Origin of the sequence: Kosakonia sp. AG348 (genome assembly GCF_003337365.1) — a bacterium.
In the GTDB taxonomy this organism is placed as follows: domain Bacteria; phylum Pseudomonadota; class Gammaproteobacteria; order Enterobacterales; family Enterobacteriaceae; genus Kosakonia.
The window spans coordinates 136111-150801 of sequence record NZ_QPJR01000009.1 but is presented as its reverse complement, the minus strand read 5'-3'; the positions used below and the strand labels follow the sequence as shown (position 1 = coordinate 150801).

The following is a 14691-nucleotide window of genomic DNA, read 5'->3' as shown; positions in this document are numbered from 1 at the left end:
CCAGACGGCGGCCATACAGAGTGGAAGCGGGGGGAGTTACAGCGTGCCGGTACCGCCGTCAGAGCACCAGACCTGCCCGGAGGTGTAGCTGCTTTCCGCCGAGGCCATGGTGACATACAGCGGGGCAATTTCTACGGGCTGACCCGGGCGGCCCAGCGGTGCGCTGGCCCCGAACTGCTGCACTTTTTCCTGTGGCTGACCGCCGCTCGACTGCAGCGGTGTCCAGTATGGGCCTGGAGCCACTGCATTGACGCGGATGCCTTTTTCACCAAGTTGCTGCGCCAGCGATTTGGTGAACGCCACAATCGCCGCTTTGGTCTGCGCGTAATCCAGCAGAATGGGGCTTGGCTGATACGCCTGCACCGAAGAGGTGTTGATAATGCTGGCACCGCGCGGCAGATGTTCCACGGCGGCTTTGGTTATCCAGAACATCGCATAGACGTTGGTTTTAAAGGTGGCGTCAAAATCTTCGGTCGACAGGGTCAGAATCGACTCATTGAACTGCTGACGACCGGCGTTATTGACCAGAATATCCAGCCCGCCAAGTTTGGCGACTGCCTCTTTAACCAGCGTCTGGCAAAACTGCTCTGAACGGATATCCCCCGGAATGGCGATGGCCTTTCGCCCTTCGGCTTCGATCAATTTGATCACTTCGGCGGCGTCGGATTCCTCTTCCGGCAGGTAGTTGATCGCCACATCCGCGCCTTCGCGGGCATAGGCAATGGCAACCGCCCGGCCAATGCCGGAGTCGCCGCCGGTAATCAGCGCCTTACGGCCCGCTAAGCGCCCGGAACCCCGGTAGCTGGTTTCACCGTGATCCGGCACAGGTTTCATTTTGCTGGCAAGACCCGGTGCGGGCTGCGGTTGTTCGACAAACGGAGGAGTAGGATAGTGCGGTGCTAGCGTGGTTTTTGGGCTTTGCTCTGCCATGCTTTCTCCTTCAGACGTTGTTGTACACGTCATTAAGCCTGGCATAGATGTGAGCGTTGTCACGCTATCATGCGGCAAACCGGCATTGAGAAAAGTCTGTAAACAGCGGGGAAAAGAGGGGCAACGATGACATGCGTCGGTATTGCCCCTCTTGTGTGGCGCGGTGTTTAGTCGAGATCGGCCCCGTTACTGGCGATCACTTTCTTGTACCACCAGAATGATTTTTTACGGCTGCGTGCCAGCGTGCCGTTACCGGCATCATCACGGTCAACATAGATAAAACCGTAGCGTTTGCTCATTTCACCGGTTGATGCCGCCACCAGATCGATACAGCCCCAACTGGTGTAACCGATAACCGGAATGCCATCTTCGATAGCGTCGCCCATCGCGCGGATATGCTCGCGCAGGTAGCTGATGCGGTAATCATCTTCCACTTCGCCATTGGCGTTGAGTTCATCTTTCGCGCCCAGGCCGTTTTCCACCAGGAACAGTGGTTTCTGGTAGCGGTCGTACATCATGTTCATGGTGATGCGCAGACCCAGCGGATCGATGCCCCAGCCCCATTCGCTGACTTCAATGTACGGGTTGCGCAGTGATTTCACGATGTTGGCGGCGCTGGTGTTGTTGGCGTTCATATCCGCCGACGCACAGCGCGAAGCGTAATAACTGAAGGAGACAAAATCGACGGTGTTCTTCAGGATTTCGTCGTCACCGGCTTCTTTGACAATGGTGACGCCTTTTTCGCGGAACACGCGCGCGGAGTACGCCGGGTAGCTGCCGCGCGCCTGCACATCGATAAAGAACAGGTTTTCGCGATCTTTTTCCAGTGCGGTCCACACATCGGCCGGTTTGCAGGAGTAGGGGTAGAAATTCCCACCTGCCAGCATGCAGCCTACCTGGTTTTGCGGGTTCACTTCATGGGCGATTTTCGTTGCCAGCGCGCTGGCTATCAGCTCATGGTGCGCCGCCTGGTATTTCACCTGATCCTGATTTTCCCCCTCTTCGAACACCAGCCCCGCGCCGGAGAACGGGCTATGCAACATGATGTTGATCTCGTTGAAGGTCAGCCAGTATTTCACCAGCCCGTTAAATTCTTCAAAACAGGTGCGCGCATAACGGGTGAAAAACTCCACCATTTTGCGGTTACGCCATGAGCCATATTCGATGACCAGATGCATCGGCACATCGAAATGGCACAGCGTGACCAGCGGTTCGATATTGTACTTTTTGCACTCCTCAAACACCGCCCGGTAAAACGCAATCCCTTCCGGGTTCGGCGTCAGTTCATCGCCTTTCGGATACAGGCGGCTCCAGGCAATCGAGGTACGAAACACCGAAAAACCCATCTCCGCCATCAGCGCGATATCTTCTTTGTAGCGATGATAAAAATCGATCGCCTCGTGGCTTGGGTAGAATTCGTCATCGCGCAGCGTAAAGCGTTTTTCCTGTCCCAGTTTCACCGGCAGACGGTTTGCGCCGTGCGGGATCATATCCACGGTGGTCAGCCCTTTGCCGCCCTCCAGATAACCCCCTTCCGACTGGTTGGCGGCAAGCGCGCCGCCCCATAAAAATCCTTGCGGAAATACTGACATGCGTTACCTCGCTTTCTTAAATCAGGCTCGTGCTTCTTTTACAGTGGCCGGCTCGGCCGCTTGCGGTTTGTCACTGGTTTCTACGGGAATATCTTCAAACCCGAGCAGCAGCGTCAACACAAATGACAACACTACCGCCAGCGCCATTACGCCGAATACCCACACAATGGACATCGGGTTAGCCGGATCGAAGAACTGCACGCTGGTAAATAACCCCGGTGCCGCCATCGAGTGGCTGGCAAGCCCGGCGATACCGGCGACCGCACCGCAGACAAAACCACTAATTAAACTCGCAATCAGCGGGCGTTTCAGGCGCACCGCCACACCGTAGAGCGCCGGTTCTGAGATACCGGCCAGGATCGCGGAAGCCGCTGCCGCCATGGCGGTCTGACGCAGTTCCGGGTTTTTGGTTTTCCATGCCACCGCCAGCGAAGAGCCGCCGAGCGACAGGTTCGCGCCGATTTCCGACGGCATTACCATGCCCTCTTTGCCGGTTTCCGCGATGGTTTGAATAATGGTTGGGGTGAACACACGGTGCATACCGGTCATTACCAGCAGCGGCCACAGAGCGCCCATAATGGCGACGGAAAGCCAGCCGAGATAGCCGTGAATGGTGTAGACCAGCGCGGAAATCGCGCTACCGATCCAGATACCGAGCGGGCCAATCAGCACAATCGCCAGCGGCGCGGCAATCAGCACGATCAACATTGGTTTTAAGAAGTTTTTCGTCACCGCCGGTGTAATGCGATCCACCCAGCGTTCGATATACGACAGGCACCAGGTCATCACCAGCGCCGGGATCACCGTATAGGTGTATTTCACCGCCGTCACCGGGATCAGCGCGAACTCAACGTGCTCGCCCTGTGCGGCTTTCGCCATCAGATCGACAAAGCTCGGATGCACCAGCACCCCGGCGATGGCAATTGCCAGCGACATATTGGTTTTGAATTTCACCGCCGCAGAGGCCGCCACCATCAATGGCAGGAAGAAGAAAGCGCCATCGCCAATCACCGTCAAAATCGTCAGTGTGGAGGAGCCTTTTGGCAGCGCGCCGGACATCTCCAGCACCATCGCCAGCAGTTTAACCATCGATCCGCCGATGATCGCCGGGATTAGCGGCGACATGGTGCCGATTAAGGCATCCAGAATGCCCGCGCCGATGCGGCGCAGCGTCAGTTTTTGCTTCGTCTGTACTTCAACCGGCTGCATATCTTGCGGCAGCAGGCTGACCACTTCGCGAAACGCCTGGGAAACCGTGTTGCCGATGATCACCTGGCACTGGTTATCGTTGCGTACCACACCCATAACGCCGCTGACGCTTTTGAGCGTAGGCGCGTCGATACGGGTTTCGTCTTTCACTACAAAACGCAGACGCGTCATGCAGTGCGTTACGGCGGCGATATTATCGGCTCCGCCCAGCGCGTTCACCACCGAATGGGCCAGCGCGGCATAATTCTTTGCCATGGAGATTTGTCCTGTTCTATCAATAAGGTACGGCTTCATCACTGCAATTTTGCGGCCATGAAACATGAAATAGGTAACCGGTTCCACAAAATCATGATGAGTTTCATTGTGTGAAACAATACGTAAAAAGGGGTTATTTTTATAATCGTGATGATGATCACTTAATGAGGTGGGTGCGAAATGTTCATCTGTCGGGGTTAGGTGTTCCCATCATCGCAACGCCTGAAGTACACTTCGGGTCACGATTTTTGCAGGGGTAGGATCGATGGCGACAATGCAGGAAGTAGCAAAGCGGGCCGGAGTGTCGAAAGCCACCGTTTCCCGCGTGCTGACGGGCAAAGGGTATGTCGGCGAAGAGACGAAAGCGCGCGTCTTTCAGGCCATTACCGAAAGCGGTTATCGTCCGAATTTGCTGGCGCGCAGCCTGGCTTCCAGCAAAACCCAGACCTTAGGGCTGGTGGTCACCAACACCCTCTATCACGGGGTTTACTTTAGCGAGCTGCTTTCCCACGCCGCGCGCATGACCGAAGATAAAGGCCGCCGATTACTGCTGGCAGATGGTAAACACAGCGCCGAAGAGGAGCGCCAGGCGATCCAGTACCTGCTCGATTTGCGCTGCGACGCGATCATTATTTATCCGCGCTTTCTTAGCGTGGATGAACTCGATGAGATTATTGACAACCATTCGCAGCCCATCGTGGTACTCAACCGCCGGTTGCGTAAACACGCCAGCCACTGCGTTTACTCTGATCAGAAAGCCTCCAGCCTGAGCGTGGTGTCGCGGCTTATCTCCCGCGGTCACCGCGATATTGCGTTTATTACCGGTTCGCTGGATTCGCCCACCGGTATTGAGCGTTTATCGGGCTATAAAGACGCGCTGGCGCAGCACGGAATCGATGTGCGTAATGAGTTGATAGCCGAAGGGAAATGGACGCCAGCCAGCGGTGCGCAGGGCGTGGCGGAGCTGCTTTCCCGCAAGGCGACGTTCACCGCGCTGGTGGCGAGCAATGACGATATGGCTATCGGCGCGATAAAGCAGCTGCATCAAAGCCAGCTCGCGGTACCCCAGCAGGTGTCGGTGGTGGGGTTTGATGATATTGCCATTGCGCCATTTACCGTGCCGGCGCTCTCCAGCGTGAAAATTCCGGTCACGGAGATGATCAAAGAGACGATTAACCGCTTGATCTTTATGCTCGATGGCGGCGATTTTCACTACCAGCAAACCTTTCCCGGCGAGCTCATCACTCGCGATTCCATTATTAATGGCCCGCACGCCTGATCTCGTCAGCTGTCATCGTCACTTCTGTCGATGACAGCCCACTGATTTTATAAATCTCCTTTAATAACAGTTAATTATAATTCTGGCACGCTTTGTGAATACTCCGGCGGGATATCGCCTTTTACCGGAGGAATTCATGAACCGATTTATTATGGCTGACGCAGCAAAATGCATCGGCTGTCGCACCTGTGAGGTCGCCTGCGTGGTATCTCATCAGGAAAACCAGGATTGCGCGGCGCTCACCCCGGAGACGTTTTTGCCGCGTATTCATGTCATCAAGGGTGTCAATGTGTCGACGGCGACATTATGCCGTCAGTGCGAAGATGCGCCCTGCGCGAATGTTTGCCCGAACGGTGCTATCAGCCGCGACGAAGGGTTTGTGCATGTGATGCAGGAGCGCTGCATTGGCTGCAAAACCTGCGTAGTGGCGTGCCCGTACGGTGCGATGGAAGTGGTAGTGCGCCCGGTTATTCGTCACAGCGGCGCAGGCCTGAATGTGCGTGCCGAGAAAGCCGAAGCCAACAAATGTGATTTGTGCCACCACCGCGAAAGCGGCCCCGCTTGTATGCAGGCCTGCCCGACCAACGCGCTGGTGTGTGTCGATCGCAACTTACTGGAACAGATGAGCGCGGAAAAACGTCGTCGCGCCGCGCTGGATGGCGCCGTTTCCCTGGTGTTCTAAACAATCTGAATTTCACTTTTAACAGGTCTGTTACTGATGAAAAAAATTACGAGCGTATGCCCTTATTGCGGCGCTGGCTGCAAACTGAAACTGGTCGTGGATAACGGAAAAATCATCCGTGCGGAAGCGGCCAACGGCCACACGAACCAGAACGAACTGTGCCTGAAAGGTTACTACGGCTGGGATTTCCTCAACGACACCAAACTGCTGACGCCGCGTCTGACCCAGCCGATGATCCGCTACGAAAAAGGCGGCAAACTGACGCCGGTTAGCTGGGATGAAGCGATCCGCTACACCGCCAAACGCCTTAGCGACATCAAAGCGAAATACGGCCCACGCGCCATTATGACCACCGGCTCGTCACGCGGCACCGGCAATGAAACCAACTATGTTATGCAAAAATTTGCCCGCGGCGTGCTCAACACCAACAACGTTGACTGCTGCGCGCGTGTCTGCCACGGCCCGTCTGTGGCGGGTTTACAGGAAACGCTCGGCAACGGTGCGATGAGTAACTCCATCAGCGATATCGAAAACTCCAGTTGTTTGCTGGTATTTGGCTATAACTGCGCCGACTCACACCCGATCGTCGCGCGCCGGGTGATCAAAGCTAAACAGAAAGGGGCGAAAATCATTGTTTGCGATCCGCGCCGCATCGAAACCGCGCGTATTGCCGACCAGCATCTGCAACTGAATAACGGCTGCAATATGGCGCTGGTCAACGCCTTTGGTTATGTGCTGCTCGAAGAAGAACTTTACGACAAAGATTACGTTGCCAGCTTTACCACCGGGCTTGAGGCGTACCGCGAAACGGTAAAAGATTACGCGCCGGAAGCGGTGGAACACATTACCGGCGTGCCGGCAAAACAGGTACGTCAGGCGATGCGCACCTATGCTGCCGCGCCGTCTGCCACCATTATGTGGGGCATGGGCGTAACGCAGTTCGGCCAGGCGGTGGACGTGGTGAAAGGGCTCTCCAGCCTGGCGCTGCTCACCGGTAATCTTGGTCGTGAACATGTTGGCGTTGGCCCGGTGCGCGGGCAAAACAACGTGCAGGGCGCGTGCGATATGGGCGTGATCCCCAACCAGTTCCCTGGTTATCAGGATGTGGTCAACCCGGAAGTACGCGCTAAATTCGCCAAAGCCTGGGGTATCGACCCGGCGGTGATGGACGATAAAGTAGGCGTGCGCATTACCGAAGTGCCGCACCTGGCGCTGGAAGGCAAAGTGAAAGCCTACTACATCATGGGCGAAGATCCGTTGCAGACCGAAGCGGATTTAGGCCTGGTGCGTAAAGGCTTTGAAGCGCTCGATTTCGTGGTGGTGCAGGACATCTTTATGACCAAAACCGCCGAGCAGGCCGATGTGCTGCTGCCCGCCACCTCCTGGGGCGAGCATGGCGGCGTGTTTACCTGCGCCGATCGCGGTTTCCAGCGTTTTGAAAAAGCCATCGAACCGAAGTACAACGTCAAGCGCGACTGGGAAATCATCAGCCTGATTGCCACGGAAATGGGCTACCCGATGCACTACGACAACAACCAGCAAATCTGGGATGAGCTGCGCGAGTTGTGCCCGCTGTTCTACGGTGTAACCTACGAAAAAATGGGCGATATGGGACACGTTCAGTGGCCTTGCCCGACGCTGGATCACCCCGGCACGCCATATCTGTATCAGAACAACAAATTCGATACGCCGGACGGCAAAGGCCATCTTTTTGCTGCCCAGTGGCGTGCGCCAGCGGAACGCCCGGATGATGAGTTCCCACTGGTGCTCTGTACGGTGCGCGAAGTGGGTCACTACTCTTGTCGTTCAATGACCGGCAACTGTGCGGCGCTGCAAACCCTCGCCGATGAACCCGGATTTGTGCAGATTAGCCCGGACGATGCGGCGGCGCTGGGCGTACAGGATCGTCAACTGGTGTGGGTTGAGTCGCGTCGTGGCAAGGTGATCACCCGCGCGGATGTCAGCGAGCGCGTCAATCACGGCAGCGTGTATATGACTTATCAGTGGTGGATTGGTGCGTGTAATGAACTGACGCAGGATAATCTGGATCCGATTTCAAAAACGCCGGAGACCAAATATTGCGCAGTTCGGGTGAGTGCGATCAACGATCAGCGCTGGGCCGAAGAGTACACTCAGAGCACTTATCAACAGATGAAGAGTCGATTGCTCAATGCAGCAATGCAATGATGACACGGCCAACAGCAACGGTGTCTGTTTGCGCGTGTACGGTAAAGTACAGGGGGTGGGCTTCCGCCCCTTTGTCTGGCAACTGGCGCAACAGCTCGGGCTGAAAGGTGATGTCTGTAATGATGCGCAGGGCGTGGAGATTCGCCTGCTCGGTAATGAGCGCGACTTTCTCGTCCTGTTGCAGCAGCAGTGCCCGCCGCTGGCGCGCATTGATATGGTAACCAGCGCGCCGTTTTGCTGGTCCGTTTTACCGCTTGATTTCGCCATTCGCCACAGCGCGGGTGGCGCAATGAATACCCAAATAGTCCCCGACGCGGCAACCTGTCCGGCTTGCCTTGCGGAGATGAACGACCCTTCTGAACGCCGCTACCGCTACCCATTTATTAACTGCACCCACTGCGGGCCGCGCTTTACCATTATTCACGCCATGCCCTATGACCGGCCTAATACCGCGATGGCCGGTTTTCCGTTGTGCCCGGTTTGCGAAGCTGAATACCGCGATCCGCTGGACCGGCGTTTTCACGCTCAGCCCGTCGCATGCCATGAATGCGGCCCGGCGCTTGAATGGCGCAGCGGCGAACAGCATGCACATGGGGAAGCGGCGCTACAGGCGGCCGTCGCGCTGCTAAAAAGCGGCGGCGTTGTGGCGGTAAAAGGCATTGGTGGTTTTCATCTCGCCTGCGATGCAACGAACCAGGCGGCGGTGATGCATCTGCGTGCGCGAAAACATCGTCCGGCAAAACCGCTGGCGGTGATGGTACCCGGCGCGGAAGGCGTGACGACGCAGGCGCAGCGTTTACTTGCGACACCCGCCGCACCGATTGTGCTGGTGGACAAAAACAGCGTTTGCGGGCTGTGCGAGGCCATTGCGCCTGGCCTTGATGAAGTGGGCGTCATGCTGCCTGCCAGTCCGTTGCAACACCTGCTGGCGCAGGAATTACAGCGCCAGCTGGTGATGACGTCCGGCAACCTCAGCGGCAAACCGCCCGCAATCAGCAATGACGAGGCGTTAAGCGATCTGGCGGAGATCGCCGACGGCTTTTTGCTGCACAACCGCGATATTGTTCAGCGCATGGATGACTCCGTGGTACGCGCGAGCGGGGAGATGCTGCGCCGTTCGCGCGGCTATGTGCCGGATGCGATATCGCTGCCGCCGGGGTTTAACGATCTTCCGCCGCTGCTGTGCCTGGGCGCGGATCTGAAAAACACCTTTTGTCTGCTGCGCGGTAACAGCGCGGTGCCGGGTCAGCATTTTGGCGATCTCACCGATGAAGGCGTCGAAGCGCAGTGGCGCAGTGCGCTGCGTTTGATGCTGGATATTTACGATTTTTCCCCGGAACAGGTGGTGGTTGACGCCCATCCGGGTTATCGCACGCATCAGTGGGCCAGCAGCTATGGCCTGCCGGTGCAGACGGTGTTGCATCACCACGCTCACGCCGCTGCCTGCCTTGGTGAACACGGCTGGCCGCTGGAGGGCGGCGATGTCATTGCAATAACGCTTGATGGCATCGGTATGGGCGAAGGCGGCGAGCTGTGGGGCGGCGAATGTCTGCGGGTCAATTACCGCGAGTGTGAGCACTTAGGCGGGTTACCGGCGGTGGCGCTCCCCGGCGGGGATTTAGCCGCGCAGCAGCCGTGGCGCAACTTGCTGGCGCAGATGCTGGATTTTGTTCCTGACTGGCAGCGCTACCCGGAAACCGCCGATATCCAGCGGCAGAACTGGCCGATGCTGGCGCGCGCAATTGAACGCGGGGTTAATGCGCCGAAAGCCTCATCCTGCGGTCGCTTATTTGATGCCATTGCCTGTGCACTCGGTTGTGCGCCGCTGCACCTGAGCTATGAAGGTGAAGCGGCCTGCCAGCTGGAAGCGCTGGCGGCGAGCGTTGCGTCCGTTGAACATCCGGTTCAGATGCCGCTGCGTGGCACCATGCTGGATTTGGCGGCGTTCTGGCAAAGCTGGCTGAACTGGCAGGCCACAGCTGCCGAACGCGCATGGGCATTCCATGACGCGCTGGCGCAGGGCCTGTCAGCACTGGCGCGGCAGGAAGCGGCACGGCGTGGCATCCGTGTGCTGGCGTTCAGCGGCGGCGTAATGCATAACCGCCTGCTGAAAAAACGCTTACAGCACTATCTTGCGGAGTTTACTTTGCTGTTTGCGCACCAGCTCCCGGCCGGTGATGGCGGCATTGCTTTCGGCCAGGGGCTGGTAGCGGCAGCGCGGGCTATATCGCCAGTGCTTTAAGCAGGGCAAACGCCTCTTTCATTCTGTCTTCGCTGACCACAAACGCGCGCAGTTTATCCTCGGCGTCCAGCCCTTTTGCCACCATGCCGTCGGCCCCGGTGGCAATGTGCCAGCGCAGATCGGTGCGGTGCGTTTCCCCGGCCAGATGCAGCGGCATCAGCGGCGTTTTCACCTTCACCAGCATCGCGGGCAGCACCAGTTGCGTGCTGTTGCCGGTGAGGTTTTTCGCCAGGGTCATCGCGCTCAGTTGGATCGGTTGCAGGAACGGCAGCACCTGGCCGTTGATCTGCGCGCAATCACCGAGTGCGAAGATGTGCGGATTGCTGGTTTGCAACGTACCGTCCACCACGATGCCGCGCCCAACCTCCAGTCCGGCGTTCTGCGCCAGCGACACCTGCGGCGCAAGACCAGTAGCGGCGACGACCACATCCGTATCGATGTAGCGATCGTCATCCAGCTGCGCACGCACCCCCTGTTCGTGTTCGTCGAGTTGCGCTAAACGCGATTGCAGCAACAGGCGTACGCCCAGCGCCGTCAGGCAGTGTTGCAGGCGGCCACTCACTTCCGGCGGCATTAACGACGGCAGAATACTGGCGGCGTTATCGAGAACGGTCACGGTTTTGCCTGCGCGGCGAAAGTCCATCGCCAGCTCGCAGCCAATCAGCCCGGCACCCACAATCAGCACGCGGCTGGCATCGCGCAGGGTGGTTTCACAGGCGTGATACTCCTGCAAGCTATTGAGCGTGAGCATTTTTTCGCGCCCAGGAAGCGGCGGAACGAAGGCCTTTGCCCCGGTCGCCAGCACCAGTTTGTCGTATTGCCACTGTTTGTCGGCGCTTTTCACCACCCGCGCTTGCGTGTCGATGGCGCTGACAAACGTGTACGGGAACAGCCGCAGATTATATTGCTCGGCGAACTCACCCGCCGACTGGCGAATCAGATCCTCGGCGCGCTGCGCCTGGCTAATCACATGGCTGAGATCCGGCTTGTTGTACTCTTCCATGCCGTCGGCGGCAATCAGCGTCAACGGTATGGCGCTGTCCAGTTTGCGGATGTTTTTCACCAGCGTCCGGGCGGCGAAGCCCGAACCGATAATCACAATGCCTGCGCTCATTTTGCCTCCGTTGCCAGTTCGTCAAACACCTCTTTGCCAAGGGAACATTCCGGGCAGAGGAAATTGTCCGGCACTTCGCACCACGGCGTACCCGGTGCGACATCCTGCATCGGCTCACCTTTTGCCGGATCATAAATCCACTGGCACACACTGCACTGCATGGATGGGCCGAGATCGGCCGCTGCCGCCGCTGCGCAGGCGCAGGTTTCTTGTGCGCTGGCGGCAGGGCTGTTTACCGGCTCCGGCAACGGCGACAGCGCCCACTGGCGGGCAATATCGCGCCCGTGCTGGCGGCAGACTTCCAGCGCGTCGATATCCGGTCGCCACTTCGCTTTCAGGCTGACCGACATCTCAAAACCGGCGTCCTGTAAACGGGTTGACAGGCGGTCAACCGCGCCGCCGCTCCAGCCGTGGGAGCCAAAAGCGCTGGCGCGTTTATTGCGAAAACGCAGGCCGGTTATCTCTTCGACCAGCCCGGCGATTTTCGGCATCATCACGTTGTTCATGGTCGAGGTGCCGACCAGCACGCCTTTGGAGCGGAACACATTGGTCAGAATGTCGTTTTTATCGCTGCGGGCGACGTTGAAGATTTTTACCGCCACGCGCGGGTCGACTTCGTTAATGCCCTGCGCAATAGCGTCAGCCATCATGCGGGTGTTGTTGGACATGGTGTCGTAGAAAATCGTGATGCGATCTTCCTGGTAATCCGCCGCCCATTTCAGATACAACTCAACGATTTGCGTCGGGTTATCGCGCCATACCACCCCGTGTGAAGTGGCAATCATATCGACCGGCAGGTTAAAACCGAGGATCTCGGTGATTTTCGGCGTTACCAGGCGGCTGAACGGCGTGAGGATGTTGGCGTAGTAGCGCTGGCACTGCTCGAACAGTTCCGTTTGATCCACTTCATCATTGAACAGACGTTCATCGCAGTAGTGCTGACCAAAAGCGTCGTTGCTGAATAGCACGGCATCGCCAGTCAGGTAGGTCATCATGCTGTCCGGCCAGTGCAGCATCGGCGTTTCGACAAAAATAAGCTGTTTACCATTGCCGATATCCAGCGTGTCGCCGGTTTTCACCACGTTGAAATTCCACTCCGGGTGGTGGTGGTGGCCATTAATCGAATCAATGGCGTTAGCGGTGCAGTAAATCGGCGTGTTCGGGATATGCGACATCAGCTCGGTCAGCGCACCGGCGTGATCTTCTTCCGCATGATTGATAACGATGTAGTCGATCATCTGCAGATCGATTTCGCTGCGCAGGTTCTGCACGAACTCGCGGCTAAATTTATGATCGACGGTATCGATCAGCACGTTTTTGCCTTCGCGGATCAGATAGCTATTGTAGCTGCTGCCGCGCAGGGTTTTATATTCGGTGCCGTGAAAGTCGCGAACTTCCCAGTCACGCTGTCCAACCCAGTGAATATTGTTTTTTACATGAATAGCCATATCAGTTGTCCTGTGCAGTTTTCTCAATTCGATGTATGGCTAATATCAAGTTGCGTGCCAGGTTTTTATTTTATTGATATAAAAGCGTTTTAATGATTTTCGAAAAAATAAATTGTCATTATGACTATGACTTGTACAGTCAATATGACACTATGCATTGTCAAAATGACAGTGAGGTAGGTATGAGTTTTTCGCTAAATGTCCTGGCGGGGATCGCCATAGAACTGCAAAGCGGCATCGGCCATGCGGATCGTTTCCAGCGGCTAATCACCACCCTGCGCCAGGTGCTGGAGTGCGACGCCTCGGCGCTGCTGCGCTACGACGCGCGGCAGTTTATTCCACTGGCCATCGACGGGCTGGCGCAGGATGTGCTGGGCAGGCGCTTTACGCTGGAAGGCCACCCACGGCTGGAGGCGATAGCTCGCGCGGGCGATGTTGTGCGTTTTCCCGCCGACAGCGATTTGCCCGATCCCTACGATGGGCTGATCCCCGGTCAGGAGAGCCTGAAAGTGCACGCCTGCGTTGGGCTGCCGCTGTTCGCCGGGCAAAACCTGATTGGCGCGCTGACGCTCGATGGCATGTCGCCGGATCAGTTCGATACCTTTAGCGATGAAGAGCTGCGGTTGATTGCTGCGCTGGCGGCAGGCGCGCTGAACAACGCGCTGCTGATAGAGCAACTGGAGAGCCAGAATATGCTGCCCGGCGCACCAGCGGCGTTCGAACAGGTGACGCGCAGCGAAATGATTGGCCTGTCGGCAGGCATGGAGCAGCTAAAAAAAGAGATCGATATCGTTGCCGCTTCCGATCTGAACGTGTTGATCAGCGGTGAAACCGGCACCGGCAAAGAACTGGTGGCGAAAGCGATTCATGAAGGTTCGCCGCGCGCCATCAATCCGCTGGTCTATCTCAACTGTGCAGCGCTGCCGGAAAGCGTGGCGGAGAGCGAGCTGTTCGGCCATGTCAAAGGTGCCTTTACCGGCGCTATCAGCAACCGCAGTGGCAAGTTCGAGATGGCGGATAACGGCACGCTGTTTCTCGATGAGATTGGCGAGCTGTCGCTGTCGTTGCAGGCGAAGCTGCTGCGCGTCCTGCAATATGGCGATATTCAGCGTGTCGGTGATGACCGCAGCCTGCGTGTCAACGTGCGCGTGTTGGCCGCCACCAACCGCGACCTGCGCGAAGAGGTGCTGGCCGGGCGTTTTCGCGCCGATCTCTACCATCGGTTGAGTGTGTTTCCGCTTTCTGTGCCGCCGCTGCGTGAGCGCGGGGAAGATGTTGTTTTACTGGCGGGCTACTTCTGCGAGCAGTGCCGTTTGCGGCTGGGGCTGGGGAGAGTGGCACTAAGCCCCGGCGCGCGGGCGCATTTGCTGAGTTATGGCTGGCCAGGTAACGTGCGCGAACTGGAGCACGCCATCCACCGCGCGGTGGTGCTGGCGCGCGGTACGCGTAACCGTGATGACGTGGTGCTGGAAGCGCGCCATTTTGCGCTTAGCGATGAACCGGCGGCCCCCTCCGCTGCGGTGACGCCGCTGCCCGTAGAGCAAAATCTGCGCGATGCGACGGAGGATTTTCAGCGCGCATTTATTACCCGCACGCTGGAAGAGCAGGGCGGTAACTGGGCGGCCTGCGCGCGCTGTCTGGAGATGGATGTCGCCAACCTGCACCGGCTGGCGAAACGCCTGGGGCTGAAGCGTTAAAAGATGACTGCCTGCCAGTAATGGTGCCGCGTGGCGTCGCCAACCTGCACCGGCTG

Annotated in this window: 10 protein-coding genes; 5 read left to right on the top strand and 5 right to left on the bottom strand. The window is 57.6% G+C overall.

Going from position 1 to position 14691, the window contains the following annotated elements; translation table 11 throughout:
- Positions 1 to 36: 36 nt before the first annotated feature.
- From DFO56_RS19855 to ascF, 3 genes are all read right to left on the bottom strand, one after another.
- Entirely contained in the window at positions 37 to 930 is an 894-nt protein-coding gene (locus tag DFO56_RS19855) for an SDR family oxidoreductase (RefSeq protein WP_020454945.1), read from the bottom strand.
- A 167-nt stretch (positions 931 to 1097) separates the two neighbouring features.
- Positions 1098 to 2522 carry a 6-phospho-beta-glucosidase gene (locus DFO56_RS19850; protein WP_045510986.1) on the bottom strand — a complete coding sequence of 475 codons (1425 nt, stop codon included), beginning with the start codon at positions 2520 to 2522 and terminating at the stop codon, positions 1098 to 1100.
- Positions 2523 to 2543: 21 nt separating this feature from the next.
- A complete protein-coding gene (ascF, locus tag DFO56_RS19845; RefSeq protein WP_045510983.1) occupies positions 2544 to 3986 on the bottom strand; it encodes a PTS cellobiose/arbutin/salicin transporter subunit IIBC in 1443 nt (480 codons plus the stop codon).
- 265 nt (positions 3987 to 4251) lie between these two features.
- Between ascF and DFO56_RS19840 the strand changes: the two genes are divergently transcribed.
- The 4 genes from DFO56_RS19840 to hypF all read left to right on the top strand — a co-directional run bounded on the left by DFO56_RS19840 (position 4252) and on the right by hypF (position 10376).
- Positions 4252 to 5265 carry a LacI family DNA-binding transcriptional regulator gene (locus DFO56_RS19840; RefSeq protein WP_020454942.1) on the top strand — a complete coding sequence of 338 codons (1014 nt, stop codon included), beginning with the start codon at positions 4252 to 4254 and terminating at the stop codon, positions 5263 to 5265.
- 136 nt (positions 5266 to 5401) lie between these two features.
- Positions 5402 to 5947, top strand: a complete 546-nt coding sequence (hydN, locus tag DFO56_RS19835) for an electron transport protein HydN (protein ID WP_020454941.1) — start codon at positions 5402 to 5404, stop codon at positions 5945 to 5947.
- Between the two features lie 36 nt (positions 5948 to 5983).
- Complete coding sequence (gene fdhF / locus DFO56_RS19830; RefSeq protein WP_045510980.1) at positions 5984 to 8134, top strand: formate dehydrogenase subunit alpha; 2151 nt, start codon at positions 5984 to 5986, stop codon at positions 8132 to 8134.
- Positions 8118 to 10376 (top strand): carbamoyltransferase HypF, encoded by a 2259-nt coding sequence (gene hypF / locus DFO56_RS19825; RefSeq protein ID WP_045510977.1) that lies wholly within the window; start codon positions 8118 to 8120, stop codon positions 10374 to 10376. The genes fdhF and hypF overlap by 17 nt, the downstream gene beginning before the upstream one ends.
- On the opposite strand, the gene norW is transcribed toward hypF, so the two are convergent.
- A complete protein-coding gene (gene norW, locus DFO56_RS19820) occupies positions 10357 to 11490 on the bottom strand; it encodes an NADH:flavorubredoxin reductase NorW (RefSeq protein WP_045510974.1) in 1134 nt (377 codons plus the stop codon). The genes hypF and norW overlap by 20 nt on opposite strands.
- Positions 11487 to 12938: an anaerobic nitric oxide reductase flavorubredoxin gene (gene norV, locus DFO56_RS19815; protein ID WP_045510971.1), complete on the bottom strand. Its 1452-nt coding sequence runs from the start codon at positions 12936 to 12938 to the stop codon at positions 11487 to 11489. The genes norW and norV overlap by 4 nt, the downstream gene beginning before the upstream one ends.
- 182 nt (positions 12939 to 13120) lie before the next feature.
- On the opposite strand from norV, the gene norR reads away from it, so the two are divergent.
- Positions 13121 to 14635, top strand: coding sequence for a nitric oxide reductase transcriptional regulator NorR (norR, locus tag DFO56_RS19810; RefSeq protein ID WP_045510968.1), 1515 nt, complete (start codon positions 13121 to 13123; stop codon positions 14633 to 14635).
- Positions 14636 to 14691: the final 56 nt, after the last annotated feature.

Coding starts and splice junctions, on each gene's coding strand:
- DFO56_RS19855 (WP_020454945.1), bottom strand. CDS start 930: ATGGCAGAGCAAAGCCCAAAAACCACGCTAGCACCGCACTATCCTACT.
- DFO56_RS19850 (WP_045510986.1), bottom strand. CDS start 2,522: ATGTCAGTATTTCCGCAAGGATTTTTATGGGGCGGCGCGCTTGCCGCC.
- ascF (WP_045510983.1), bottom strand. CDS start 3,986: ATGGCAAAGAATTATGCCGCGCTGGCCCATTCGGTGGTGAACGCGCTG.
- DFO56_RS19840 (WP_020454942.1), top strand. CDS start 4,252: ATGGCGACAATGCAGGAAGTAGCAAAGCGGGCCGGAGTGTCGAAAGCC.
- hydN (WP_020454941.1), top strand. CDS start 5,402: ATGAACCGATTTATTATGGCTGACGCAGCAAAATGCATCGGCTGTCGC.
- fdhF (WP_045510980.1), top strand. CDS start 5,984: ATGAAAAAAATTACGAGCGTATGCCCTTATTGCGGCGCTGGCTGCAAA.
- hypF (WP_045510977.1), top strand. CDS start 8,118: ATGCAGCAATGCAATGATGACACGGCCAACAGCAACGGTGTCTGTTTG.
- norW (WP_045510974.1), bottom strand. CDS start 11,490: ATGAGCGCAGGCATTGTGATTATCGGTTCGGGCTTCGCCGCCCGGACG.
- norV (WP_045510971.1), bottom strand. CDS start 12,938: ATGGCTATTCATGTAAAAAACAATATTCACTGGGTTGGACAGCGTGAC.
- norR (WP_045510968.1), top strand. CDS start 13,121: ATGAGTTTTTCGCTAAATGTCCTGGCGGGGATCGCCATAGAACTGCAA.